A 24,806-nucleotide genomic window follows, 5' to 3' on the forward strand; every position below is an offset into this window, starting at 1 on the left:
CGTGCACAACATCACAGAACACCCCGCAACCCACGGTTGCGGGGTGTTCTGTATTCCACACCCAAACACAAAACCTGCCGGCGAACGGCATCAATGAACCATCCACGCTGACAGATCGTATGAATGCGCCATTCACGCGAACACCCCGCCGGCTAACAGCATGAATGAACCACCCACCCCGTCTACCCGCTGCCACGGACCATCCATGCGCAAGCTGATTCACTCGAACAGCCCGCGGATATCGTCCGCGCTGAGACTCCCGGAGAACGCGCCGCCGTCGTCCAGGACGCTGGCGGAGAGCTTCGCTTTCCGCTCCTTCAGATCCATGACCTTTTCTTCGATCGTGTTTCGCGCGACGTATCGATTGACGAATACCGTTCGGGTCTGGCCGATTCGGTGAGCTCGGTCCACTGCTTGCGCCTCGGTGGCGGGGTTCCACCACGGATCCATGATGAAGCAGTAGTCGGCCTCGGTGAGCGTCAATCCGACCCCACCGGCCTTGAGACTGATCAGGAAGACTGGAGCGTCTCCTGATGTGAAGCGTTCGACGACGTCGGCCCTGTTGCGGGTCGTTCCGTCGAGGTAGACCAGTTCGATTCCTTCATCCTCCAACCTTTCTCGGATACGCCCGAGGAAACGGGTGAACTGGCTGAAGACGAGCGCGCGGTGACCGCCGTCGACGACGTCGCGCAGCTGGGTGACCAACTCGTCGATCTTGGCGCTGGGGATGTCGGCATGCGTGTCGTCGACGAGGGATGCGTCGAGGCTCAACTGCCGCAGAATGGTCAGCGAACGCAGAATGATGACGCGGTTACGCTCGAAGTCGTCGAGCAAACCGAGTATCTTCTGCCGCTCCCTGGCGAGTCGTGTCTCGTACACCTTGCGATGGCGGGGATGAAGGTCGACGTCGATGATCTGTTCCTGCTTCGGCGGAAGGTCCTGAGCGACAATTTCTTTCGTCCGTCTGAGGACGAGAGGCTTGATACGCCGCCTGAGAGTGTTCAGAACGTCGACGTTGCCGCTCCTCTCGATCGGTGTTCGGTAGTGCTCGATGAAGCGGTTCGGTGACGGGAACAATCCGGGTGCGGTGATCGACAACAGCGCCCACAGCTCCATGAGGTTGTTTTCCATAGGAGTTCCGGTGATGGCGAGTTTGAAGTTCGCCGAGAGCCGTCGTGCGCAGTGGTAGGTCTTGCCCTTGTGGTTCTTCACGTACTGCGCCTCGTCGAGGACGAGTCCGGACCAAGCGACAGCGTCGAAGTCGTCGAAGTCGAGTCGAAACACCGTGTACGACGTGACCACGACATCGACGCCTGCCGCGATCTCGGCGACGGAGAATCGCCGTCGCGTTCGGGTCTCTGCGACCGTCGCCACAGTGAGGCAGGGTGCGAACCTTGCTGCTTCCCGTGCCCAGTTGTGTACGACGCTTGTCGGCGCCACGATGACCAGTGGTGCCCTCAACGCACCCTTCTCCTTGGCGTCGACGATCATGGCAAGTGTCTGCACCGTCTTTCCGAGTCCCATGTCGTCGGCGAGGATGCCCCCGAGACCGTGGGTCCACAGAAACGACAGCCAGGAGTAGCCGTCGACCTGATAGGGACGAAGGACGGCGTCGAGACCTGGAGGCGGGTCTTGAGCCGGGACCGAGTCGAGCTGTAGCAGAGCGGCGACTTGTTGACGCCACGCGTCGGCCTGACGCGTCACCTCACCGATTTCGGCGAGCTCCTCCCACAGCGATGCTTGATATCTGCTGATCCGCAATGGCCCTTCGGGATCGTCCTGCAGGTCACGCGCCTCCTGGACGAGCCGACGCAGCTTCTCGAGCGATGGCCGGGCGAGGGAGAAGAATCGGCCGTCGTCCAACAGCATGTGTGTGGCGCCGCGCGTGATCGCGGTAAGGACACTCGCGAACGCAATGTCGGTCCCGTCGACGGTGACGACGACTCCGAGGTCGAACCAATCGTTGTCGTTGGTCAGTGCTTCGGTCGACACGGCCACGCCGACGTCGTCGCTCACGTCCTCGAAGTCGGGAACGTCACCGATCGTCGACACGTGCACGTTGTCGTACCCATCGAGCTGCGGCAGGACGTCGACGACGAAGAGCGCAGCCTCGGTGTCTGCGACGGTGAACGGCGTGAACAAACCCGGGCTCGAATCGTTCCTGCCGAACAGATCGAGCACGGAACGTAGCACTGCAATTTCCGACGCCGCGTCTCGAAGGCCGTCGCCGGCGCCGAGTACGTCGGCGGCGTAGTCGAACTCACGGTCGTCCAGGTAGTAACGCCACAGTGCGCTGATGGTCAGTCGGCTACCGCCGATATGGGTGACAGTGATGTGCAGGTCCGGACCGGCAAATACCGGTGGGGTGTACGACGCGTCAGAGGAAACGATCGTACTGTCGCGTTCGAGCGCTGGGAGGTAGTTCACCGCGAAGTCGGTGCGGTCGGCTACCGGAATGGTCAGGGGCAGAGACGAGTTCGACACCCGCCTCAGTGCCGCAGGAACGGACTGGGAGAGAGCAGCCAGGCGAAAGCCGTTATTGGTGTAGTCGGATCCGGCGTCCCAATAGACGATCCCCGCGTTGTCGGAACCGACGAACCGTCGTCTCTCGGACGGAATGGTCTCGTCGTCGACGGTGACGCGTCCCTGGAGTGTGAGAGTGCCGATGTCGTCGCCCGTGATGTCGACGACGAACGCCGCGGTCCCCGGCCAGGGAATTTCACCGAGTTCGCGCCGGGTATGGACCAACGTGACACCGGCATCGCGTGCCTCGTCGAGCAGACTCCACAACACGCGACCTGGTACCTCGGACAAATCGACGAGTGACGCGTCGTGAGCCTCGTAGAAATGCCGGATCACGACGTGCGCACGAACTCTGGACAGCGCGTGCAGCTCTCGCAGAATCTCGCTCTGTCGTTCGAGCCGATGGTCGGAGGTCGCGGACAGTGACGACCACGAGACACCTCTGGTGAACCACGCTCCGCGACTGTCGAAACGAACCGGCCGAGCGAACAATCCGACTGCATCGGATCGCCCGCTCGACGGCTGTACTCCCAGTTGGAGCCCGAATCCGCGTTGCCGCCGTTCTTCTCCGACGCGACGAATCGGGGCCAGCGCCTGCGACCAGTGGCCGACGATCGGAAGTCCGTGCGTGGCTCGCGCGGTCGTTCGACCGTCGGCGCGGGCTCGAAGGAGCGTCGCGACGATGTGCTTGCAGTTGAAGACGACGGGGCAGTTGCATCGTCCGTAGTCGACGCTGCACATACGACCCGCTTCGATGCCCACCGATATCGACGTCGCGTACGGCGTCGCACGATTGCCACGCACCGATGCTGTCAGCGTCGAAGCCGCTTCGTTCCATTCGACGTACCCGACTCGGCCCTCGTCGAAGTACTGGGTTCCGCGTGCAAATACTGCGCTGCCGAAGCGAACTTCGAGAGCGTCGAAATCGAGGTCGTCCATCGCTGGGATCGTCATGGCCGCAGAAGATAGAACTACCCACCGACAGATTCGGGTCGAGGGACCCGCTGTTTCAGTCCTCGATGATCGAGTAATGCGACGCGTCCCCTTCGATCACACGGCTGCGTTCTCCACGGACGCTGACAGGAACATCTCCGGCCAGCGTGATCCGTTCCAGGCGTCGGTACTGGTCGTCGTAGTCCGCGACGGCATAGTGCTGCGTTGCGCGGTTGTCCCAGATCGCCACGTCGCCGAGCTGCCACGACCACCGCGTGGTGTGCTCCAGTTCGGTGATACGCGCCTGAAGAACGTCGAAGATCGCTCGTGACTCCGCGGTGCCCAGCCCGACGAAGTTCTTGACGAAATGCCCGAGCAGGAGCGTCTTCTCGCCGGTGACGGGATGGACCCGTACGACGGGGTGCTCCGTCTCGTAGTACGTCGACTGGAACTCCTTGCGGTACTCGGTGGTCTTCTCGTCGGCGATCCGTGAGGCCGATGTTGCGGCGTAGTCGTACACGTTGCTGTGCACTGCCCACAGGTTCTCGGCGAGCGCCTTCAGCGAATCCGGAAGGGCGTTGTAGGCAGCCGTCGTGGAGGCCCACGTCGTCGTCCCGCCATAGTCCGGGAGTGAGACCGCACGCAGAATCGACGCTTTCGGGATGCGATCGACGAAGGTGACGTCCGAGTGCCAGCTGTTGGCTTTGCCGTACTCCGAGTCGATGGCGAGCGTCTTGACGCCGCGGGACGTGACCGTCGGGTGCGGGGTGGTGGGCGTACCGAGAAGTTCGGCGAATGCGTGTTGCGATTCGTCGTCGAGGTGATGCTGGCCGCGAAAGAAGACGACCTTGTGCTCGGCGAGAGCGTGCTGAACGAGATCGATGGTCGACGCGTCGAGGTCGGCCCCGAGGGCGACACCGTCGATTCGGGCTCCGATGTGTTGTCCGAGTTTGACGACCTGGACCTGCTCGGTGGTCGGTATCGCGAACGTGGTTGACATGTAATCCCTTTCAGACGGACGTCGGAGACGCGAGCGGAGTGAGACCGTAATGACCTCGGAGTGTCTTTTCGGTGTAATCGGTGCGGAACAGCCCCCTGCGCTGCAGAATCGGCACGACGTGGTCGACGAAGAGCTCGAGGCCGCCGGGCAGGAACGGTGGCATGATGTTGAATCCGTCCGCCGCTCCGCCGTCGAACCACAGTTCCAACTCGTCGGCCAGCTGCTCCGGTGTTCCTGTGAACGTGCGGTGGCCGCGTCCGCCACCCAGAAGCCCGATCAACTGACGGACGGTGAGGTTCCCTGATTCGGCCAGGTTCTTCACGAGTTGGTAGCGGCTCTTGTTGCCGCGGATGTTCTCGATCGGGGGCAGCGTCGGCAGCGGTTCGTCGAGGGAATGGGCGCTGAGATCGGTACCGAGCATCCACGACAGCTGTCGCAGAGAGTATTCCGGCGATATGAGATCGGTGAACTCGGCCTCGAGCGCACGTGCTTCGGCCTCCGTCGACGCGAGGTACGGGACGATGCCGGGGAGCACCTTCAGGTCGTCGGCCCCGCGGCCGTACGAGGCCAATCGGGCTTTAAGGTCACTGTAGAACTGCTGACCTTCGACCAGCGTCCGTTGTGCCGTGAAGACGGCTTCGGCATACCGCGCAGCGAAGTTCTTTCCGCTCTCCGACGAGCCGGCCTGCACCAGCAGAGGTCGACCCTGAACGGACCGAGGGGAATTCAGCGGGCCACGGACTGCGAATCGATCGCCGACGTGGTCGATCGTCCGGACCTTGTCGGCGTCGGCGAAGGTGCCGGTTTCCTCGTCGAGCACCAACGCATCCGGTTCCCAACTGTTCCACAGTGCCGTTGCCACGTCTACGAATTCGGCTGCGCGATCATAACGCCCCGCGTGATCGGGGACTTCGTCGTAGCCGAAGTTGGCTGCTTCGTCGACGCCTCCCGAGGTGACGATGTTCCAACCGGCGCGTCCGCCACTGATGTGGTCGAGCGACGTGAACTTGCGAGCGAGAGTGAAAGGTTCGTTGTAACCGGTCGATGCCGTCGCGATCAGTCCGACATGACTCGTCACGGTGGCCATCGCCGTCAGCAACGTGATCGGCTCGAAGATCGCCGGTGCGTTGTTCTTCACCCGAGGCCCAGTAGCGAGGTTGTCGGCGAAGAACACCGAATCGAGCTTACCGCGCTCGGCCAACCGTGCGAGGTCTTGGAAATGTTCGACGTCGAGCACCTTGTGTGCGTCGGTACGAGGGTGGCGCCACGCGGCTTCGTGATGCCCGACACCCATCAGAAATGCATTGAGGTGAAGCTGTTTTCGTTCGGTCATGACTTCCCTTTCAGTGAGTCGGGCGCCAGCGCGAGATGCGCCGCTCGACGGCGACGATGAGACCGTTGAACGTCAGTCCGACGAGTGAGATCGCGAGGATGCCGGCATACATGTTCGGGATCTGGAAGTTCAGCTGCGACGCTGTGATCAGGTACCCCAGACCCGCTTTTGCGCCGACCATCTCGGCGGCGATCAGAACGAGGATCGACGACGCGGCTGCCATCCGGACCCCGGTGAAGATCGTCGGTACCGCTGCGGGCAACACGACCTTCTGGAACAGCCTCAGCGGTGAGAAACCCAGCGACCGAGCCGATTTGATGAGCAACGGGTCGACGGTGCGCACACCCGAGATGGTGTTGAGCAGAATCGGGAATGTGCTGGCGTACAGAACGAGTGAGATCTTCGAAGTCTCACCGATACCCAGGATCAGAATGAACACCGGCAAGAGAGCCAGCGCCGCTGTGTTTCTGAACAGTTCGAGGATCGGGCCGAGGAACTCGGCCACGGGTTTGTACCACGCGATCGCGACGCCGAGAGGAACGGCCACGAGGATGGCAATGGCGAAACCTGTCAGCGCACGAGACAAACTGGCGGACAGATGTTCCCACAGTTGCCCGTTGACGACGAGTTCGACGAACGCTTCGGCGACGACCGAGAAGGGCGGAAGAAAGACCTCGTCGACGAGGCCGAATCGGGGTGCGAGCTCCCACAGGGCCAGAAAGGCCGCGATGGCGATCAACGGCTTGACGATGCGCCACACCACCGACGCGCCCTGTCGATGCAATGACGGCACAGCCGACTCTGCGGCAATCGGCTCTGTACGAACGACTTTCGTCGGCGTGGGCTTGAGATCAACCATGGGACACCTCGAGTTCGACGGACTGTGCACGCTCGACTTCACCGTGAAGCAGCGTCCAGATGTGGTGGCGCAACGATCGGAACTGCGCGTCGGAACGGACGTCGTCGACGACGGTTTTGATTCGGCCTGGCCGTGACGTCAGAACGGCGACGCGTTGGCCCAGGTAGATTGCCTCGTCGATGCCATGCGTGATGAAGACGATCGTCTTGCCGGTTGCCTTCCATATGCGGAGCAGTTCGTCCTGCAGCGATTCGCGCGTCTGGGCGTCGAGCGCGGCGAACGGCTCGTCCATCAGGAGGACTTCGGGATCGAACGCGAGGCTGCGTGCGATTGCGACGCGTTGCTTCATGCCGCCGGACAACTCGTGTGGATAGCGGTCGGCGAAGGCGTCGAGACCCACGAGTTCGAGGTAATGCTGCGCGACGGCGCGGCGCTCGTTCTTCGGTAGTCCCTTTGCTTCCAGACCGAATTCGATGTTGTGTCTCGCAGTACGCCAGGGGAGTAGCGCGTATTGTTGGAAGACGATGCCGCGATCGAGACCGGGACCCTGGATCGGGTTGCCGTCGAGCAGAATTCGTCCACGCGTCGGATCGCTGAGGCCGCCGAGAAGGTCCAGCAAGGTCGATTTGCCGCAACCGCTCGGCCCGACCAGAACGAGGAATTCGCCTGGCGCGACGTCGAGAGTGATGTCGTCGATTGCCGTGAACTTCTCGTGTTCGCCACGAGCGTCGAATTGCTTGGTGACGCCGTCCAAAGTCAGTTTCGGAATGGTCATTTCGCCTCCTGCAACGCCCGACCGTCGGAGTCGCTGTTCGGTGGGTAGGTACCGTTTGAATACGGATTGAATTCGTTGGTGTAGATATCGGACGGTTGTATGTCGTCGCCGAGGTCCTCGTTGCGCTTCAGCCAGTCGATCCAGATCTGGAACTCCTTGTCGGCGATCACGCCGCCCGGCGCGACGCTCGAGCTGCGCCAGTAATCGACCAGATCGGGGTTCTCGTTGCGTCCCCGATTGGTGATGATGTCCTTGTAGCGTGCGATCACCTCGTCGCGCGGAACGGTCTGTGTCCATCGGATCGCGCGGGCGACACCTTGGACGAAGTCGGCGACGTCGTCCTTGTTCTTTGCGATGAAATCCTTTCTCAGAACGTAGGTTCCGTACGAGAAGGTTCCGTACAGGGATTCGTCGGTGAAGAGTTCGCGCAAACCACCTCGTTGGACGGCCGTCTGTCGGAAGACCGATCCGAGGGTTCCGACGTCGATCTGGCCTTGCCGTAGTGCTTGTTCGGTGTTCACCGGCGGGACGACAGTCAATTCGACCTGTGCTATCTCGTCTTTCGACAGTCCCTGCTGTGCCAGCCATTCTCTGATGACGAACTCCGCGTGCGCGCCGAATGTGTTCATCGCGACCTTCTTGCCGATGAGATCTCGTGCCGATCGGATCGGGCTGTCGTCGAGAACGTAGAATCCGTTGAACGTCTCCTTGTCGGCGCCGTAATACGAAAGTACCGACTGGATAGGAGAATTCGCGGCCGCGAGTTTGACGATTGCACCGTTGAACGCACCGCCGAACTCGGTGTCACCTGTCGCGGCGGACTGGATGTCCTGCGGTCCGCTGGTGGTGTCACCTACCCAGTTCAGCGCTATCCGGTCGAAATATCCGAGGTTCTCGGCGAGTTCGGGAAACGTGACCTGTCCGGTCGATCCCTGATACCGCAGGACGGTTCGGCCGTCGAGCGTCTTCTCCGGTTCGGACGAGCCCGCACAGCTTGTGGCCAGTGATACAGACATCAACAAAGCGCTGACCGCGGCGAGTGTGCGGATCAGTCTGCGATACAGCGTGTTTCCTGACATTGTGACGAAGGTACGGATGCGTCCGGTACCGGTCCAGAGTCAGAATCAGCTCGAGTCGAAGGGTGTCGTGACGGCCGCCGTTCCGTCATGGTCGTGGTCGGTCGTGCGTCGAACGCATGCGGCGGCGCAACGGCGCAGAGCCGTCGCGCAGGCCTCAGCTCGCGGAGAACCGGGCGTGTACCTCGGCGTGAATGACGATGTCCTGCGGCTTCAACTCGAACCCGTCGTCCGCCCCGCCCACATAAGCGCGCGACGCAAGTGCGTAGTCGGAGTGGGTGGCGGCCGCTACACCGAGAAGTCCAGGATCGGCGATCGCCAGTGCGGTGATGGCGGTGCGTCCGACGCTCTGCGCATACACTTCCGCCTTCTCGACGGCGTCCTGTACCGCGAGGGTGCGGACGAAGCGGGTCTTCTCCAACGCGCTCTGTTCGGTCAGAGCCCAGTCGAAACGACCGACGTCGACGCCGTCGAGCGCCGACACGGCGTAGACGAACGCATCGATGACGTCGATCTGACTGAACTGCACTTCGATCGTTGCGACTGCCTGATAGACGTAGGGAAGCTGCTCGCCGTCCTGGTTGAACGGGAGCCTGCGCGAATGGCGCACTTGATCGAGCGCCCATGTGTCGATGGGACCCGACGTCTCGTTGAACAGCGGGTCGATCAGTCCTGTCAGGTCTTTCACCAGCCGGTGGGCCGGCTCGGCCGCTGCCTCGGCGGAACGGCCGTCGGTCCTGACGACGAGCGACACCGTGCAGCGTTCCGGCGTGAACGTCGCCTGACCTCGCCCGACGACCGTGATCTCGAGTGGATGCGAGTCCATGCGTTCGAGTGTGGCACAGGTGGTGACCGGTGGTCGGATGTTCGCGCGCCGATCACCACCCGTGCATTCAGCGTCCGGGTATCGGCTTGTGGGCCAGATCGATGACTTCCTCGGTGGTCAGCGGACTCTTGGGGTGGTAGCTCAGGCAAAGTGGGGCTTGAATCTTGTTGAATCCTTCGCCCTCGACCGCGGCGTAGAACTGTCCCGTCTTGAGCCTTCCGATATCGGTCGCCGAACTGCCCTTCGCGCGTGCCATTTCCTGTGCGGCATCGATCTGCACCGGACTGTTCAAGAATCCGAAGAACTGGGTGGCGGCGTTACCCGGAATCCGGTTGTTCAGGCCCTTGGGGGCTTGTGTGGCGAAGACCAACCCCAGTCCGTACTTTCGGGCCTGCGAGGCAAGTGCCAAAGTGCTTTGCGTGCATGCCGTCAAAGCCCCGGATGGAGCCAGGGTCTGCGCCTCGTCCATCACGAACAGACCGCCCAGCGGCTTCTCACCGGCGGGGTTCTTCTTGATCCACGCGAAGAGTGCCATCTGTAACTGGTTCACGAAGCTCTGACGCTGCTCGTCGGACGGGAGGCCGACCATGCTGATCACCGAGATGCGCGCACGCTTGTCGGGCGACGGAGTCAGCAGCAGGCCTGGATCCATGGGCGTACCTTCGCCGCCGAACATCGGGTCGTTGACCATCGACGCCCGCAGATTCTGTGCAATATCTGCAGCGATCTTCTCCGAGTTCTCCAGATCGCTTATGTAATCGGGTAATTCGGAGAGAAGATCGATGAACTGCACAAGGTTGCTGCCCGAGTTCTGGCCGAAATGTTCCAACGCTTGCTTCAGAACAGCTTTCGCCTGCATCGCCTTCGATGTCTTGCCGGAAACAAGTGCCCGCGGCGCGAGTGTTGCGACGGCTGAGTCCAGTGCCTCCGCGAACTCGTCCGGGAAGTCCTTCACGCTTGCGAAGTCCGGCAGAGGTTGGAAGCTGATCGGACGTCCAGCGGAACGACGAGGCGTCCACACGATCACCTCTGTGTTCCGATGGTATTCGGCGGCCCGGCTGACCTCGGCACTGTCCCAGTGAGGGGGAGGCGTCGGCCACGCGATACCGAGACGTGCAAGGTCGTTGTTGGGATCCAACACGATTGCGGACACGCCGCGAAGTGCGCATTCCTCGACCAACCGCCTGATGAGAACTGTTTTGCCCGAACCGGATCCGGCGAAGATCGCGGTGTGTTTGCGTAGGGCTTCGAGGTCGATTCCAAGATGCCCGTTCCGGTCCAGCTTCGCGCCCAACGGGACCATGCGCGGGTCGATCTCCACTGGTGTCTCCGCCTCCGGCGACGCCTCGCCGCCATTTTCGTCCGTCGAGCCGGTGTCATCGATAGGGAACAGGCCGGAGCCGGTCGCCGGGGAGTCGTCGATCGCGTCGACGAGGACCTTGATGTCGTGCGCGGGGCGACGGGTGGCCAACCACGAGTCGAGTAAGGGTGACGCCTCGTCGACCATGTCTTTCAGGGCCGACAGTGACGCGAGATCCTCTTCGGAGATCGACAGGGTTCGACCGCCCGCTTGCTCGAAGTCGTTGACTGCCTGCGCCGTTTTGGGGCCCGACGACCATGCGGCGTTGCGCACGATGAACAGGCGCCGGCGTGAGATTCCCGTGTGCAGTCCCGCCGTGGTGCACGCTGCACGCAGTCTGTTCAGCACTGCCACAGCGTTCTCCGACGCGATCGCACGGAATGCCCAATGCTGCTCGTCTTCTGTCGCGGGATCCAACTTCTGCCGAAGTCGGGCGTGCAGCGCAGGCTTGGCGCTCGGGAGATTGTCGAGACTGAACGCGTCGCCGATGTCCCCTAGTTCCTTGATCCAGGACGTCAGGCCTGCGTGCAGAAGCGGTGGTACGAGTTTGTCCTCGAACTTCGGGCTCGTGGGCAGATTGGTGACCGCGGACTTGCGAAACTCCTCGTAGCGTTCGTCGAGTAGTTTCAGTTCCGATTCGTTGTCATCGGGTGGCGGCAGCGTTACCTGGTCGCCAACCAAATTCGTCATCTCGACGACCTCGCCGGTCTCCAGGCAACGCCGAATGTGTTTGTCTACGTTGATCATCAGTTGCCGAGGAGTGATCCCCTCAGCGGTCGCGAAGGCAGCGCGCGACACGGGCCACGTCGGGTACGGAGGCTCGAATCCGGCTGCTGTGTATTTCGGCGTGAACCGCTTCTCCAGGATCTCTTCTGCAATCGAGCCTTTGTCGAGGCCTGTGATCGTCTGCGTGACTCGAAAGCGGTCCGCAACGCTAGCGGTCGCGCGCGACTGGATCAATTCCCAAACGGAGGGCAGACACGCGACGACCGAGGCTGTGCGTCCGAGATTTTCGCGGAGCGCCATCAACCCGTGCGCGACCTGCTCCAGCACGAGGTCGTCCGACATGTCAGCGGTACCCTGCGCATCCGTCGAAGATCGTGACTGCGCCAGAAGGGTATCGATCTGATCCACCGCCAGTACCGCAGGACCCGTTGCCGCGAGCAACCTCGAAATATCGCGCACTACCTGTTGGGGAGTGAGCACACTCTGCTGAATTCCCCACTTCTCCCGACTTCCGACTGCCACCTCCTCGATCGACTGCAGGAATGCGTTGCCGATGTCCAGGACGTTCAGTTCGGTCGCGGCGTAGAGGACCAGAGCTCGTAGAGTTGACTGACTCTGGTTGATCAGACGTGTGTGCACGGTATGGACCGCAGCGACGAACCTGTCGAGCGTTTCCGGTGTCAGTTTGTCTTCGCCGATGATTGCCCGGCGTTCTGCTCGCGAGACGCGTGCAGTCGAGGCCAGACGCCAGAGAAACAGCTTGAGTTGTGTGTCCTGTTCAGGGGCGGGGCGTGTCAGATCATCCAGCATGCCGACGAGAGTGGTCTGCCAGAAGGTCGTCGAATCGAGTAGACCGATCAGGAAGAAGTAGCCGCCGCTTGCCTGCACCCGTTCGCGTACCTGACCGAGTAGGTGGGTCTTTCCCGAGCCTGCGGTACCGCGCAGGGCGACACCGATCGGGCTGGCGTCGGGGCTGGCGTCAGCATCGTCGAAAGCTTCCATGATGAAGTTCAACGCAGAGTCGTGCAGCGAGTGAGCGTGCAACTCCGACTGCGACTTCCAGACGTCGTCCGGAGTGGGAGCCCAGTTGAGTCGAATCGATCTCAGGGCTTTCCGTTCGAGATCCTTCATCATCCCTCGATTGCTATCAGGTGTACTGGTCGTCCGGCGATGGTAATGGCGGCGCCTCGCACAGAATCGGTGAGTTCTTTCTGATTTTCCTGAGCGATGAAAGTTACGTCGGCCGACCTCTTCATCTCGCCGAGTTCTCGATCCAGCTTGGCTCTCGGAATATGTGCGAGCTCGGAACGGATGTCAGCGAGCGTCACCCATGCGCCCTCACGCGAGGCGAGGTTCGAATAGGCCTTGCGAACGCCCGCCTCGATGTCGACTTCAGCCGCTGGTGTCACCGCGACGGGCCGAACAGGCGTGTCCGATGCTGGGACGGACGGCGTCTCGTCGCTAGGCGTTTCGACGCGGAAGACGTGCGACAGCCGCAGATCCTCTTTGTCCAGGTAGCGCTGCAGCCCGGCGAGCACCGTATAGAGACCCCTTGCCTGCGGGGTCGCGCGGGGAGGAGGGCCGCTCTTCAGTTCGCGTGCACACTCGGCCCAGCCCTTGTCGGTCAGTGTGTGAACCATCGGCTTCTTGCTGGTGTCGGTCTCGATCAAGCGAAGTCGGTTCAGTCTGTCCCTGTGGTCCTTCTTGAGTTCGGGACCCAGTTCCTTCAGCCGCGTGTTCGACGTTTCCTCGGCTTGGGCCATCAACACGAGCAGGATCAATCGCTCTGTGCCGGTCAATTCGTCACTGGCCACTGGGTTTCCCTTCGATATGTGCACTACGCGGGAGCATCGCTCGCCGCCTCTTCTCGATGAAGCTCTCGATTGCGGAGACTACAGCGATGACGTCGTCCAGCACTTGTTCGTTGGTGAACCGCAGCACGGAGTAGCCGTGAAGTTGAAGAACGACGTCCCGCTGATGGTCCCGCGCGAATTTGGCGGCGTGGCGGTGCTCCGGACCATCGACTTCGACGACACATTTCTCGGCGGGCCAACGCAAGTCGACGACGATGCGTTCGTGGAGGCTGGACGGTTGAAAGGGTTGATTCCACTCTCGGCCGGTGGCCCAGACGCAGAGCGCAAGAGCGCGTTCGAGCTTCTTCTCGGCCGCGCTGCCAGGATGCGGTCGACCGGCCAGTGCAGGAATTCGGACGGGTCCGGTGTCCTCGGCGTCCGTCCTGGTGTGCAGGCGCACCTTGTCCAGCGGAACGGCGACGCTGCGGACGCGGTCGGATACGGGATTCGGCGCACCGACTACCCAGACGGCGAACCCTCCGTGATGCGCGAGCCATTCGCACGCGCCGACGAATTGGTTCGGCGCTGCTTCGAGCACGCGTGGATCGACGTCGAGGATCAGAGCGACCGCGTCGCGCTCGTACGCCGACGCGAGCAACCGCCGAACACCCTCTGCCCTGGTTTCGGCAATGAACGTCCGCGTGATCACGTGATCGCGCAATGCGGATTCGGCCAGCGCTGCAACGTACGGGCCGAAGTGACCGGCCGACTCGGACAGGTCGTTCGCAAGACGTCGTGCAGCCAGCACGTCGAGACGGTTGGGGCCGTCGAAGTCCTCGGCGCCCGGCAGCCACACAGGGAATAGTTGACGCGCTGCGCTTTCCAGGAGGTCGAGTATCGACTTCACGAGCCGGTTCTGTGGCTGCGCCTCGTCGATCGGAAGCTGAACGATCGCGGGTGCGTCGGCAGGCAGCGGGTCGAGCTGCGAAGTGAATGTCGCGGCGTCGACACCCAGGAATTGGACCACCCTATTGTGCGAATGCTGGGTGTACCACGGCATCTCGTCGTGATGTTTCATATGAATCCTCGTCGTGCTGTCCCCGTTGTCGGACTGACGGGACATAGCACCACCACGTTGGGGTTGAGCGAACCGAATTCGAACATCCCGGACATCTTGGCATGACCCCCGCAGTGCTGCACGCGGCGATCTTCGACGACGTCGTTTCGAACTGCCTGATCCGACGTAGGGGCCGGAGGAATTCATTCGACTGGATGATCGGACGTCGGACATCCGGCGCCCCGGTTCGCTCGAACTGATCGCCCCGATGACGCAGAATGTCCTCATGACCGCCACCCCGCGCCGACGGTGGGTGCTGCATGTCGATCTGGATCAGTTCATAGCCGCGGTCGAGGTATTACGCAATCCGGAGCTCGCGGGTAAACCGGTCGTCGTAGGCGGCAGAGGAGATCCGACGGAACGCGGCGTGGTGTCGACGGCGTCGTACGAGGCCCGTGCGTTCGGCGTCGGCTCCGGGATGCCGCTACGTGTGGCTGCGAAGAAGTTGCCGGACGCAATTTTTCTTCCGGTCGACGGTGAGGCGTACACGGCCGCGTCGAACGTGGTGATGGAGACGCTGCGAGGGCTGGGCGTGGTCGTCGAGGTGATGGGTTGGGACGAGGCGTTTCTCGGCGTCGAGACCGATGATCCGATCGCGTTCGCACGACGAGTACACGATGAGGTCTTCGAGGCGGCGGCTCTGCACTGCTCGGTAGGCATCGGCGACAACAAGCTCCGGGCGAAGATCGCCACGGACTTCGGGAAACCGCAAGGCATCTACACCCTGACGCAGGACAACTGGTTCGAAGTCATGGGGGAACGCGGCACGGACGCGCTCTGGGGGATAGGTAAGAAAACCGCGAAAAAACTCGCGACACTCGGCATCACGACGGTCGCGGAGCTGGCAGCGGCCGACGACGGTGTGCTCGCTGCGGCCTTCGGTCCGAAGACGGGGCCGTGGATCGGCACCAAAGGCCGGGGCGTCGACCTGTCACCGGTGTCCGCGGAACCGTGGATTCCGCGGTCGCACAGTCGCGAGACGACGTTTCAGCAGGATCTCGACGACTGGTCAGCCGTCACCGAGGAGGTGCGGACGCTGGCTCTGCGAGTACGCGAGGACATCATGGCAGCCGACCGCATGGCCGTACGTGTCACGCTGAAAGTCCGATACGTGCCGTTCGAAACTCACACCACCACAGCCGCATTGAGAGAACCGACGTTCGACCCGGCGGTTATCTCCGCCGCCGCCGCCGCCCTCGTCGACCGCTTCGATCACACTCGACAAGTGCGCCTGATGGGTGTCCGACTGGAGATGACCCCGGTCGATCAGACCCTCGCGAACAACGAAGGCGATGTCTCCGGCACCTGACGAACGAGGTTGCGCGCCACCAGGTGTCGCAGGTGTGCGGCCGCCTCGGACAGCGCCATCACCTTGCCCATCGGTGAGATGTCGGCCCACGGCTTGTACCACTGCATCCGTTCGGCGACCTGCCAGACGGAGATTCGATCGTCGCCGAACGCGTCGTACAGATGGTCGAGTCGTTCCTCGTGATGTTCGATCAATTCGCCTGCACGACCGGCGACATCGTCGATCGCAAGTCCGTGAGCGCCGAGGCCGCGAGTGATGTTCATCGTCTGCACCCGTCGTAGCGAGTCCATGAATTCGGCCAACGCGTCGCGTTCCTCGAGTGGGTACACGAAGTTCCCGACGTGTGGGGTGGTCTTCTGCAGAACATGATCGCCGGTGAACATGACATCGGACGCGGGAAGGTGAAAACAGACATGTCCCGGGGTATGGCCGGGGGTGTAGACGGCACGCAGCTCACGGCCGGCGAGTGCGATCGCTTCGCCGTCCACCAGTACTCGATCGGGCGCGGATTCGGGACCCGTCGGCGGCTCGGGTGCGACGTTCTGCCACGCGGCGAGGTCAGCCGTCGACGCGCCCGCCGCGATCATGTTCTGCTTCTCGGCCTCGAGCCAGTCGTTGTCGCGTGGTTCGACCATGCCCTTGAACTGGGCATGGTCCGCCTCGTGCATCGCGATCCACGCGCCCGACGCCTCGCGCACCCGGCCGCACAGCCCGATGTGGTCGGGGTGGAAATGCGTCAGGACGACGCCTTCCACGTCGGTCACCGAGTGTCCGATGGCCTCGAGGCCCGAAGTAAGGCCGTGCCAGGCGTTGTCGTCGTCCCATCCGGCGTCGACGAGGATCAAGCCGTTCGGTGACTCCATCGCGTAGACGAGTGTGTGGCCGAGGGGGTTGTCGGTGATGGGCACCGGAATGCGGTAGATGCCGTCTCCGATTGCTGCCGCGTCGCTCATGTGCACCCACCCTGTTGCTTAGTTCACGTAACCGATCCTCTGTACCTCCATAGTGACCGTCGGTGAATGCGATCACGCAACCGGGTGTGGTCGGACCTCTATTTACGCCCCGCCGTCCAGCGCATTCCCCAGCCGTATGCCTTGTCGAGCTCGGCCTGGCCGCCGTCGATGTACTTGACCTCGCGGGTGACGGTGAAACCCTGGCCCGAGTTCTGCAGAAGTGCGATTGCGCAGATGCGGGCGGCATTGCTGGCTGAATCCAGTCGCACTTCGACCTGCGGTCCGCTGGTGGGGAACAACGTGACGACACCGTCGACGGCAGCCCAGTTGGGCGCGCCCTCGTAGATCATCGCGAAGATCAATATTCGTTTGAAGAGGGCGGGGTTCGCCAGGTTGACGTGCATGTTCTCGCCACCCGCGACGTTGCCGGATCGGTCGTCGCCGTCGAGAGCGATGAACGGGTGACCCTGGACCGAGCCGAAGCTGTTGCCGAGGGCCTGAACGACGCCTTTCGATCCGTCGGCCAGCTCGTACAGACAGCCCAGGTCGAGATCGACTGCGCTCGGTGCGCTCGCGGCCGCGGCGAGCTTGGCGAAGAAGCCCTGCTTCTTCGGCTGCGCTGGCGCCCCGCTCGACCAGTTCAGGTTCACGCGCATGGTGCCCTGGGACTCGCCCTTCTTGGCCAGGCTGACCGTGGGCGCAGCCTTGGACAGCGTGACCTTGCCGAGGTTGACGCCGGACGCACCGGAATCGGACGGTCTGCGGGTGTTGTCGATCGCCATGGGAAACCTTTCGGAGATGTCCGTTTCGTGTGGTTCAGGCTACGGTCTGCGCCGCCATTCGATGGCCGGGCAGGTGTCCATGACCATCGCAACCCCAGCGGCGGTCGTGCGTTCGAACGCTGCCTCGTCGACGACGCCGAGCTGAAACCACACGCCCCTGGCGCCCACCGCTACCGCCTCGTCGGCGAACTGGCCTGCCGCCTCGGATCGTCGGAACACGTCGACGACATCGATCGGGAAGGGGACGTCGGCCAGCGTCGCGAAGCCCTGTTCGCCGAGCACGGTCGGTGCGTCGGGGTGAATCGGAACGATTCGTTTGCCACGTTGCTGCAACAATTCGGCAATGGAGTACGCGGTCTTGCTCGGATCGCCGGACAGACCGACCACTGCCCACGTCTCGAGGTCGTCGAGCATGAGGTCGACTGCTTTCGGGTCTTGCCACGAGGTAGTCATGACCGCAAGTTACACCTCGGCACGGACATAGGCCCGTCGGTCGCCGGTGCACGACTTGTCGGCGTACGTGCACCGGCCACCGTTGTCAGGTACTCACCGAGAAGCTCTTGAGCTGCTCCATGACAAATGCGTGGTCTTCCCGGTGCGGAAGCCCGGAGACTCCGACGTAGCCGACGATTCCGACTCCCGTCACCTGTACCGGCACAACTCCCCCCGCGGCCGCGAACCGTTCGGCGGGGAGGCGCGACTGGGTGTCGAAGTCACGTCCGGTTGCAAGGAAGAATTCGAGCACGCCCATCGAGCTTCGCCCGTACCTTCTGGCGGCCCCCAGTTTGCGGGACAGCCACTGATCGTTTTCTGGATAAGCACCGGGCAGTGCAGCGTGGAATGCACGTTGCTGACCGTGCGTGACCCCGATGACGAGCGGGAGGTTTCGGGACGCAGCGATGTCTCGCATCTGGCAACCGAGTCTCCATGCGTCGTCGTAGTCGAATTTGTCGAAGCGGACCGCCTGTTCGTCGGCGGTCACTGCCTCGAGTCCTGGCGTCGTCATGCGGTAGAGGAAGCCAGCCAGATGTTCAGGTTGCCGTCAATGGCGAACTGATCGATCTCGGTCAACTCGTCAGGCGTGAACTCCGGGCTTCGAAGGGCGAGCACGCTGTCCGCCAACTGGCTCGGGCGCGATGCGCCGACAAGAACGGACGAGACCTCCGGGCGTCGCAGCACCCATGCGAGTGCCATCTGCGCCAACGGTTGTCCGCGCCGTTCGGCAATCTCGTTCAGTGCAGCCACGTTCTGCAGGTTCTTGTCCGACAGCATGCCGTTGCGCAGGGTCTTGCCCTGTGTCGCCCGAGAACCGTCAGGGATGCCGTTCAGATATTTGGTGGTCAACAATCCCTGTGCGAGTGTCGAGAATGCGATGCAACCAACGCCTTCGCTCCTCAGCACCTCGAGAAGGGAGGGTTCGCCGTCTTCGACCCAGCGATTCAGCAGCGAATAGGACGGCTGGTGAATGGCAAGCGGCGTGCCCAGATCTCGCATGATTCCAGCCATTTCGACAGTGCGCGCGGCGGAGTACGACGAAATTCCGGCGTAGCGCGCCTTACCCGAGCGAACGGCGGTGTCGAGTGCGCGTGCAGTCTCCTCCAGTGGAGTGTCGGGATCGTAACGGTGACTGTAGAAGATGTCGACGTAGTCGAGTCGGAGGCTCGAGAGCGAGTGCTCGAGGCTACCGAGCAGATACTTCGAAGCGCCGCCGCGTCCGTAGGGTCCTGGAAAGAAATTGTATCCGGCTTTGGTCGAGACGACGATCTCCTCGCGCAGATTTGCGAAGTCCTCGGCCAGTATTCGGCCCACGTTCTTCTCTGCGGACCCCATCGGGGGGCCGTATCCGTTGGCCAGGTCGAAGTGCGTGATACCGAGATCGAATGCGGCACGGATGATGTCGCGCTGCTTCTGGATCGGGGTGTCGTCACCGAAGTTGTGCCACATTCCGAGCGCGACTGCGGGCAGCAGCAACCCAGAGTTTCCGACGGGCCGATAGTCCATGCTGTCGTAACGGTTCGGCGCCGGGGTGTAGGCGTCGTCGATCAGGGAAGGCATTCGGTAAGAGCTCCTATCGAGTTACGAAAAGATTTGTCAGAAGGCCGATCTGGGTCTCGTCTTCGAGCGCCGACCCGACGGCCACGACGTCGGCGCCTGCCCTCAGGTAATCGGAAGCGTTGCGCGCGTTCATTCCGCCCGTGGCGACGAACTTCATCGTCGGGAACGGTCCTTTCATCGCCGCAAACCATTCGGTACCGAGCACCGACGCCGGAAACGCCTTGACCCATCCCAGTCCGAGCGCTGCGGCGCTCTGCAGATCGGAACCGGTGGCGACGCCGGGTAGATGCGGCATTCCGGCGGCCGTGCTCGCTTCCGCGACGACAGGGTCGAAGCCGGGCGCGACGGTGAAAGATGCACCCGAGTCTCGTGCCGTGGCAACGAGTTCCGTGGATATCACGGTACCTGCTCCTACCATCATGCCCCGTTTCTCGGCGGCCTCGGCGACCGCCACCAACGCTGCGACGGCGGCAGGGGACTGGATGGGCACTTCGATACAGGCGATCCCGGCGTCCCAACCGCGTTGGGCGAGTTCGACGGTCCGCGCGGGCGAGAATCCGCGCAGAATGGCCATGACCGACGCCGGGGAGAATGCCTGGTCGAACCAGGAATTCATGGTCTCCATCCGAGCTCCTTCGATACGTTGTCGGTTACTGCTCGCAGATCGGGCAGCAAGTGTTCGAGGGCCGCGAGGTCTGCACGCCCCTTCAGTGCTGTGACGGATACCGCGGCGACGACGCGATCGCTCGCGTCGCGCACCGGCATCGCGACACAGTTGACGTAGTCCTCGTATTCGGCATCGTCGACGGACCAGCCTCGTTCCGAGACGACAGCCAGTTCTGCGTCGAACTGGCTGCGGGAAGTGATGGTCGTCGACGTGTGCTTCTCGAAATCGGCTGCTTCCATGACGGAGTCGACGATGTCTCGCGGCTGGAAAGCGAGAATGGCCTTGCTGACGCCTGCCGTGTGCAGGCATACCGGGGCGCCGATTTGCGAGAACAGTTTGATCATTCCGGGTTGTTCGATCTTGTCGACATAGACAATGCGCCGGCCCTCCAACGCTGCGAGATGAATGGTGTGGGAACACTGTTCACCCAGTGACACGAGGTACGGACGCGCCACGTTCGCGAAGTCGAACTGCTCACGTGCCGCGTTGGCGAGCCCTGCAAGTCGATACCCGACGCTGTACTTGCCGTCCCCGCGCCTACGGGTCAGTCCGTAGTCCGTGAGGGTCTGCAACAGACGCAGAGCGGTGGAGCGGTGGACATCGAGGTGGGCGGCGACTTCGCTCTGAGTTCGCGGCTGGACCGCCACGAATTCCAGGATCTCGACCGCGCGTTCCACGCTCTGCGACATTTTCTGCTCCTTCGACGATAGGACGTGCTCGGTCAGGCATCGAGGCCTTCGGCAGGGACAAAATCACTGGTACTCGACAATGCCCTGGCCGCGAGATCATGCCCCATGGACAACCGGCCGTATGCGGCCTTGCCGTTCACTAACCCCGACAAATATCCAGCAGCGAACGCATCACCGGCGCCGACGACCTCGACCACCTCGACGGCGTGTGCAGGAACGAACACCGCGCCCGACTCCGTGAACTCCGTGGCACCGACGTCACTGTCCTTGACCACGAGTGTGGCCGCGCGTTCAGGACTTCTGATCAAAGTCGCGACCGATTCAGCGTCGGTCGTGCCCCAGAGTTCGGCGGCTTCGTCCCTGCCGACGAACACGATGTCCGCCCGTCGAGCCAGCTCGAGTAGAACAGGGGAGGCTTCGTCGACTCCCCATACGCCTGGGCGATAGTTGACATCGAACGAGATCGAAGTCGGCGACCCGGCACAGAGGTCGAACAGTGAATCCATCATTGCTGCGCACGAATTCGACAAACCTGCGTTGATTCCCGAAACATGCACGATGGACACCTCGCGCAGAGGCAAGCGGTCGAGAGTAGCGGGCGACATGCGTGACGCGGCGGAATCTCGGCGGTAGTAGTGCACAGTCGTGATGCCGTCGTCGGGATCCTTGAAATAAACGCCGGTGGGGGCGTCGTCGAGCATCGTGACAAACGACGTATCGACGCCGTGTGACGCAATCTCATCGACGATTCGTTGTCCGAGAGGGTCGTTGCCCACTTGACTCACCCACGCAACGCTGTGTCCCTGTTCGACCAGGTACAGCGCGACAGTCGATTCTGCACCGCCCATATGCAGACCGAACAGGTCGGCGGAGGCCAGTGGAGCCGCGTCGACAGGGGTGACGAGCGTCATGGTCTCGCCGATGCACAGAATGTCAGGCATCGACGCTCTCCTTGCTACCACGTCGTAGTCCCTTCCTCAGCCCGGCGCGAATGTACGGCCCGAGGACCGCGAGCGCGCTGAGTACGAGAAGCCCGACTGCGATTGCGCTGCTGTAGATGCTTGCTGCACCGTCGATCAGGAACGCGCGTCGAATGTTGCTCTCGGCGAGCGGGCCCAGTATCAGCCCGAGGACGAGCGGCCCTGCGGGAAAGCCGTTGCGTCGCAATGCTAATCCGAGTAGTCCGAATACGAGCATCAAACCGACGTCGAATGCGCTGTTCTGCACGGCGTAGGTGCCGACCATACAGAACGTGATGATGACCGCCCACAGGTATTGCTGGGGTAGATCGAGTAGCTTGATCACTCCACGCATTCGAACCAATGCGAGAGCGAGAGCGACGAACGTTGCGAGCAACATTATTCCAGCGAGGCTGTAGACGAGATCGGGCGAATCGACGAAGAGCGCAGGTCCGGGCTGTAGGCCCCAGATGACCATCGAGCCGATCATCACGGCCATCACAGCGTCACCGGGGACGCCAAGGGCGAGCGTGGTCGTGAGTGACCCGCCCATGGTTGCCGTGCTTGCGGTATCGGCCGCGGCAAGTCCTTCGAGTGAACCCTTTCCGAACTTCTCCGGTGTCTTCGACGCGCGACGCGTTTGGTCCCACGACACGATCCCGGCGATGTCACCGCCCGCTGCGGGAACTACTCCGACCACCGCACCGACACCCGAACCGATCAGCGCCGGCTTGACGAGCTCGCGGCGTTCCGCCTTGTTGGGCCACCACTTTCCAAGTTGCGTGATCGGCGCCGGGATCAGGTTCGGATGGCGGCAGATCATCTGATTGAACACTTCGGCGATGCCAAACAGACCGACGATCGCAGCGATGAACGGTACACCTGAGCTCAGTTCGTTCAGGCCGAAGGTGAACCGTCCGTCGCCCGTGATCGGGTCGCGCCCGATGGTACCGAGCAACAATCCGAGGACGCCGGCGAACAATCCCTTCACGACGCGGCCGCCGGAAACGCCGATCATCATTGTCATTCCGAACACGACGAGCGCGAACATCTCGGCCGGCCCGAATTGCAACGCAACGCCTGCGATCGGCTGTGCGGCGAAGATCAAAATGCAAATCCCGACGACGGACCCGACAGCGGAGACGAGAGCCGAACTGGTGAGCGCGACACCGGCGCGGCCCTGCTTGGCCATCGGGAAGCCGTCGAAGGTGGTCGCGATCGACGCGGGTGTGCCGGGTGTATTGATCAGAATGGAGGGAACGCGATCACCGAATTGCGCTGCGACATAGATGGACAGGAGAACGGCCAATCCCTGAAGGGGCTCCAGCGTCAGCGTGAAACCTGCCGCGAGCGCGACGGCCATGGCTGCCGTGATGCCAGGAACGGCACCGACGAGGGTGCCGAGGAGGACACCGACGAGCAGACACAGACCGATGCTCGGATCGAGGAGGGCACTCAGTCCCTCGGCAACCGCGTTCACAGCGGAACCTGCAGTAGCAGGCCGAAAACAGCCCACAGGATGAAGGTTGTGACCAGTGGGAACACGATCAGAGCTTTGAGTCCTCGTCCTCCGGAGATGGCGACGAGGCCGGCGAGAAGGACTACGGTGACGACTCTGAAGTCGAAGTATTGCCAAGCAAATCCGTACACCACAATCAGGCTCAGCGTCGCAGTCAGAGCGACACCGCCGGACATCGTGACGGGCGGTTCGTCGGATGTGACCCGGCTCAGTATCGCTTGGACGATCAGTATCAGTCCGATGACGACCATCGTGACCGCAAGGGCCGTCGGCCACCAGCGTGGGCCGAAGGACTGGCCCTCCCGCGCGACGTCGATCCCGTCCGTCGCGAAGTAGACCGCTGCTCCGACCGCGATGACAGCGACACCAAGCGAGGCTTCGTAAACTCGCTTGTTGGGGCGTCCAACGTCGGATCGCACGTGGTCGGGCACGCCGACGGCGTTCGCGGGAATCTCCTGGGTCGTCATTCCTGCGCCGCCAACTGTTCGAATCGATCGGACTCGGTACCGACGAACGTGGTGGTCTCGTCTGCTGAGCGGTACAGCGGCAGGTTTCCGCCCGACTCGATCAGGTCGATGTATTCGTCGGTAGCTGAGGCGGATTCGACGGCTTCCTCGAGGCGTGTCGCCACCGAGTCGGGAAGCCCCGTGGGCGCGGCGATGACCGCCCAACTGCCGATCACGACGTCGAGACCCTGTTCCTGTGCGGTCGGAACTCCGGGAAGCCCAGGCGCGGGCTCTTCGGTGAAGACGGCGAGCACACGGAGACGGCCGTCGGCGTGTGCGGGCGCGGTCTCGCCGATTCCTGCGACGACGGCATCGACCTGCGAGCCGACCGCGGCCGTGACCGCGGGGGCGCCGCCGTCGAACGGCACTCCGGTGAACTGGACGTCGGCGACTCGTCCCAATTCCAATGCGCCTGCCTCCCAGATCGATCCGGGGCCTGCGTTGGATACCGTGACCGAGCCTGGCTCGGCCTTCGCTGCTGCAAGAAGATCGTCGAGTGTCTGGAATGGACTGTTAGCCGGTACCGCAATCGTGCCGGGCTGAGAGTTGACCTGTCCCAGAAAGTCGTATGCGGCTGGGTCGATCGAGTACCCCTGATGCCCTAGAAGGCTGACTTCGACCGGCAGAACGCCGATGGTATATCCGTTCGCGTCCTGGTCGGCCAGGTACTGCATTCCGATGGATCCTGCACCGCCAGGGCGGTTCTCGACAATGACACTGACGCCGAGGTCCGCCTCCATCTGCTTGCCGAGTGTGCGTGCAGTCAGATCGGTCGCCCCACCGGCCGCGGTCGGTGTCAACAGGGTGATGTTCCCGCTGGGGAAGTCGTCGTCCGACGATCCTCCGCCCGATCGATCGGCACAGCCGGTGAAGGTTCCAATCAGGATCGCTGCTGCCGCGCCACTACCGGCGATGAGCCGGATTGGGCGGGTGATCGTAGTTATCAAAATCTGCCTCCGAGTGAATGTGTTGCACTATATGCAACACCGTTGCCCTCTGTGCACATACAGTAACGCATGTGTGACTCGGAACATAGAAATTCTTTA

General features: G+C 62.5%; 22 protein-coding genes. 1 reads left to right on the plus strand and 21 read right to left on the minus strand.

From position 1 onward, the window contains the following. Nucleotides 1–219: 219 nt before the first annotated feature. From HQ354_RS22295 to HQ354_RS22340, 10 genes are all read right to left on the minus strand, one after another. Nucleotides 220–3,477 (minus strand): DEAD/DEAH box helicase, encoded by a 3,258-nt coding sequence (locus tag HQ354_RS22295; RefSeq protein WP_167678401.1) that lies wholly within the window; start codon nt 3,475–3,477, stop codon nt 220–222. Between the two features lie 55 nt (nt 3,478–3,532). After that, nucleotides 3,533–4,456 (minus strand): TauD/TfdA family dioxygenase, encoded by a 924-nt coding sequence (locus tag HQ354_RS22300; RefSeq protein WP_068430136.1) that lies wholly within the window; start codon nt 4,454–4,456, stop codon nt 3,533–3,535. A 10-nt stretch (nt 4,457–4,466) separates the two neighbouring features. Continuing rightward, complete coding sequence (locus HQ354_RS22305; RefSeq protein WP_068430138.1) at nt 4,467–5,789, minus strand: LLM class flavin-dependent oxidoreductase; 1,323 nt, start codon at nt 5,787–5,789, stop codon at nt 4,467–4,469. Nucleotides 5,790–5,799: 10 nt separating this feature from the next. Next, nucleotides 5,800–6,648 carry an ABC transporter permease gene (locus HQ354_RS22310; RefSeq protein WP_084423921.1) on the minus strand — a complete coding sequence of 283 codons (849 nt, stop codon included), beginning with the start codon at nt 6,646–6,648 and terminating at the stop codon, nt 5,800–5,802. Continuing rightward, a complete protein-coding gene (locus HQ354_RS22315) occupies nt 6,641–7,423 on the minus strand; it encodes an ABC transporter ATP-binding protein (RefSeq protein WP_222635616.1) in 783 nt (260 codons plus the stop codon). Before HQ354_RS22315 ends, HQ354_RS22310 begins: the two co-directional genes overlap by 8 nt. Continuing rightward, nucleotides 7,420–8,502, minus strand: a complete 1,083-nt coding sequence (locus HQ354_RS22320; protein ID WP_167678407.1) for an ABC transporter substrate-binding protein — start codon at nt 8,500–8,502, stop codon at nt 7,420–7,422. The genes HQ354_RS22315 and HQ354_RS22320 overlap by 4 nt, the downstream gene beginning before the upstream one ends. Before the next feature lie 154 nt (nt 8,503–8,656). After that, nucleotides 8,657–9,325 (minus strand): SIMPL domain-containing protein, encoded by a 669-nt coding sequence (locus HQ354_RS22325; protein ID WP_222635617.1) that lies wholly within the window; start codon nt 9,323–9,325, stop codon nt 8,657–8,659. A gap of 67 nt (nt 9,326–9,392) precedes the next feature. After that, nucleotides 9,393–12,542 (minus strand): helicase HerA domain-containing protein, encoded by a 3,150-nt coding sequence (locus HQ354_RS22330; protein ID WP_068430543.1) that lies wholly within the window; start codon nt 12,540–12,542, stop codon nt 9,393–9,395. Further along, complete coding sequence (locus HQ354_RS22335; RefSeq protein ID WP_254303612.1) at nt 12,542–13,081, minus strand: hypothetical protein; 540 nt, start codon at nt 13,079–13,081, stop codon at nt 12,542–12,544. The genes HQ354_RS22330 and HQ354_RS22335 overlap by 1 nt, the downstream gene beginning before the upstream one ends. 133 nt (nt 13,082–13,214) lie before the next feature. Next, nucleotides 13,215–14,282 carry an endonuclease domain-containing protein gene (locus HQ354_RS22340; protein WP_167674336.1) on the minus strand — a complete coding sequence of 356 codons (1,068 nt, stop codon included), beginning with the start codon at nt 14,280–14,282 and terminating at the stop codon, nt 13,215–13,217. Between the two features lie 265 nt (nt 14,283–14,547). Between HQ354_RS22340 and HQ354_RS22345 the strand changes: the two genes are divergently transcribed. Continuing rightward, nucleotides 14,548–15,630, plus strand: a complete 1,083-nt coding sequence (locus tag HQ354_RS22345) for a DNA polymerase IV (protein ID WP_068430549.1) — start codon at nt 14,548–14,550, stop codon at nt 15,628–15,630. On the opposite strand, the gene HQ354_RS22350 is transcribed toward HQ354_RS22345, so the two are convergent. The 11 genes from HQ354_RS22350 to HQ354_RS22400 form a co-directional block, all read right to left on the minus strand. Next, nucleotides 15,588–16,583: an MBL fold metallo-hydrolase gene (locus HQ354_RS22350; RefSeq protein ID WP_068430151.1), complete on the minus strand. Its 996-nt coding sequence runs from the start codon at nt 16,581–16,583 to the stop codon at nt 15,588–15,590. The genes HQ354_RS22345 and HQ354_RS22350 overlap by 43 nt on opposite strands. Before the next feature lie 98 nt (nt 16,584–16,681). Then, a complete protein-coding gene (locus HQ354_RS22355) occupies nt 16,682–17,365 on the minus strand; it encodes a tellurium resistance protein (RefSeq protein ID WP_222635618.1) in 684 nt (227 codons plus the stop codon). A 39-nt stretch (nt 17,366–17,404) separates the two neighbouring features. Further along, entirely contained in the window at nt 17,405–17,818 is a 414-nt protein-coding gene (locus HQ354_RS22360) for a CoA-binding protein (RefSeq protein ID WP_114330839.1), read from the minus strand. A gap of 85 nt (nt 17,819–17,903) precedes the next feature. Beyond that, entirely contained in the window at nt 17,904–18,371 is a 468-nt protein-coding gene (locus HQ354_RS22365; RefSeq protein WP_222635619.1) for a heme-degrading domain-containing protein, read from the minus strand. Next, entirely contained in the window at nt 18,368–19,420 is a 1,053-nt protein-coding gene (gene mgrA, locus HQ354_RS22370; RefSeq protein ID WP_222635620.1) for an L-glyceraldehyde 3-phosphate reductase, read from the minus strand. Before mgrA ends, HQ354_RS22365 begins: the two co-directional genes overlap by 4 nt. A 13-nt stretch (nt 19,421–19,433) precedes the next feature. Further along, the gene (locus HQ354_RS22375; protein ID WP_222635621.1) at nt 19,434–20,045 is read right to left on the minus strand and encodes a bifunctional 4-hydroxy-2-oxoglutarate aldolase/2-dehydro-3-deoxy-phosphogluconate aldolase; all 612 of its coding nucleotides are present in this window, start codon (nt 20,043–20,045) and stop codon (nt 19,434–19,436) included. Further along, on the minus strand, nt 20,033–20,776 hold the full coding sequence (locus HQ354_RS22380; protein ID WP_222635622.1) for an IclR family transcriptional regulator: 744 nt from the start codon (nt 20,774–20,776) through the stop codon (nt 20,033–20,035). Before HQ354_RS22380 ends, HQ354_RS22375 begins: the two co-directional genes overlap by 13 nt. 32 nt (nt 20,777–20,808) lie before the next feature. Continuing rightward, entirely contained in the window at nt 20,809–21,717 is a 909-nt protein-coding gene (locus tag HQ354_RS22385) for a sugar kinase (RefSeq protein WP_222635623.1), read from the minus strand. Next, entirely contained in the window at nt 21,710–23,215 is a 1,506-nt protein-coding gene (locus HQ354_RS22390; protein ID WP_222635624.1) for a tripartite tricarboxylate transporter permease, read from the minus strand. The genes HQ354_RS22385 and HQ354_RS22390 overlap by 8 nt, the downstream gene beginning before the upstream one ends. Then, a complete protein-coding gene (locus HQ354_RS22395) occupies nt 23,212–23,721 on the minus strand; it encodes a tripartite tricarboxylate transporter TctB family protein (RefSeq protein ID WP_222635625.1) in 510 nt (169 codons plus the stop codon). Before HQ354_RS22395 ends, HQ354_RS22390 begins: the two co-directional genes overlap by 4 nt. Next, a complete protein-coding gene (locus HQ354_RS22400) occupies nt 23,718–24,707 on the minus strand; it encodes a tripartite tricarboxylate transporter substrate binding protein (protein ID WP_261769022.1) in 990 nt (329 codons plus the stop codon). The genes HQ354_RS22395 and HQ354_RS22400 overlap by 4 nt, the downstream gene beginning before the upstream one ends. Nucleotides 24,708–24,806 lie beyond the last annotated feature (99 nt).

The organism is Rhodococcus sp. BP-261, assembly GCF_019835205.1.
GTDB lineage: Bacteria > Actinomycetota > Actinomycetes > Mycobacteriales > Mycobacteriaceae > Rhodococcoides > Rhodococcoides kyotonensis_B.

Coding starts and splice junctions, on each gene's coding strand:
- HQ354_RS22340 (WP_167674336.1), bottom strand. CDS start 14,282: ATGAAACATCACGACGAGATGCCGTGGTACACCCAGCATTCGCACAAT.
- HQ354_RS22325 (WP_222635617.1), bottom strand. CDS start 9,325: ATGGACTCGCATCCACTCGAGATCACGGTCGTCGGGCGAGGTCAGGCG.
- HQ354_RS22375 (WP_222635621.1), bottom strand. CDS start 20,045: ATGGAGACCATGAATTCCTGGTTCGACCAGGCATTCTCCCCGGCGTCG.
- HQ354_RS22295 (WP_167678401.1), bottom strand. CDS start 3,477: ATGACGATCCCAGCGATGGACGACCTCGATTTCGACGCTCTCGAAGTT.
- HQ354_RS22310 (WP_084423921.1), bottom strand. CDS start 6,648: ATGGTTGATCTCAAGCCCACGCCGACGAAAGTCGTTCGTACAGAGCCG.
- HQ354_RS22320 (WP_167678407.1), bottom strand. CDS start 8,502: ATGTCAGGAAACACGCTGTATCGCAGACTGATCCGCACACTCGCCGCG.
- HQ354_RS22300 (WP_068430136.1), bottom strand. CDS start 4,456: ATGTCAACCACGTTCGCGATACCGACCACCGAGCAGGTCCAGGTCGTC.
- HQ354_RS22305 (WP_068430138.1), bottom strand. CDS start 5,789: ATGACCGAACGAAAACAGCTTCACCTCAATGCATTTCTGATGGGTGTC.
- mgrA (WP_222635620.1), bottom strand. CDS start 19,420: ATGCCTTCCCTGATCGACGACGCCTACACCCCGGCGCCGAACCGTTAC.
- HQ354_RS22330 (WP_068430543.1), bottom strand. CDS start 12,542: ATGAAGGATCTCGAACGGAAAGCCCTGAGATCGATTCGACTCAACTGG.
- HQ354_RS22380 (WP_222635622.1), bottom strand. CDS start 20,776: ATGTCGCAGAGCGTGGAACGCGCGGTCGAGATCCTGGAATTCGTGGCG.
- HQ354_RS22355 (WP_222635618.1), bottom strand. CDS start 17,365: ATGGCGATCGACAACACCCGCAGACCGTCCGATTCCGGTGCGTCCGGC.
- HQ354_RS22385 (WP_222635623.1), bottom strand. CDS start 21,717: ATGCCTGACATTCTGTGCATCGGCGAGACCATGACGCTCGTCACCCCT.
- HQ354_RS22395 (WP_222635625.1), bottom strand. CDS start 23,721: ATGACGACCCAGGAGATTCCCGCGAACGCCGTCGGCGTGCCCGACCAC.
- HQ354_RS22360 (WP_114330839.1), bottom strand. CDS start 17,818: ATGACTACCTCGTGGCAAGACCCGAAAGCAGTCGACCTCATGCTCGAC.
- HQ354_RS22365 (WP_222635619.1), bottom strand. CDS start 18,371: ATGACGACGCCAGGACTCGAGGCAGTGACCGCCGACGAACAGGCGGTC.
- HQ354_RS22345 (WP_068430549.1), top strand. CDS start 14,548: ATGACCGCCACCCCGCGCCGACGGTGGGTGCTGCATGTCGATCTGGAT.
- HQ354_RS22315 (WP_222635616.1), bottom strand. CDS start 7,423: ATGACCATTCCGAAACTGACTTTGGACGGCGTCACCAAGCAATTCGAC.
- HQ354_RS22350 (WP_068430151.1), bottom strand. CDS start 16,583: ATGAGCGACGCGGCAGCAATCGGAGACGGCATCTACCGCATTCCGGTG.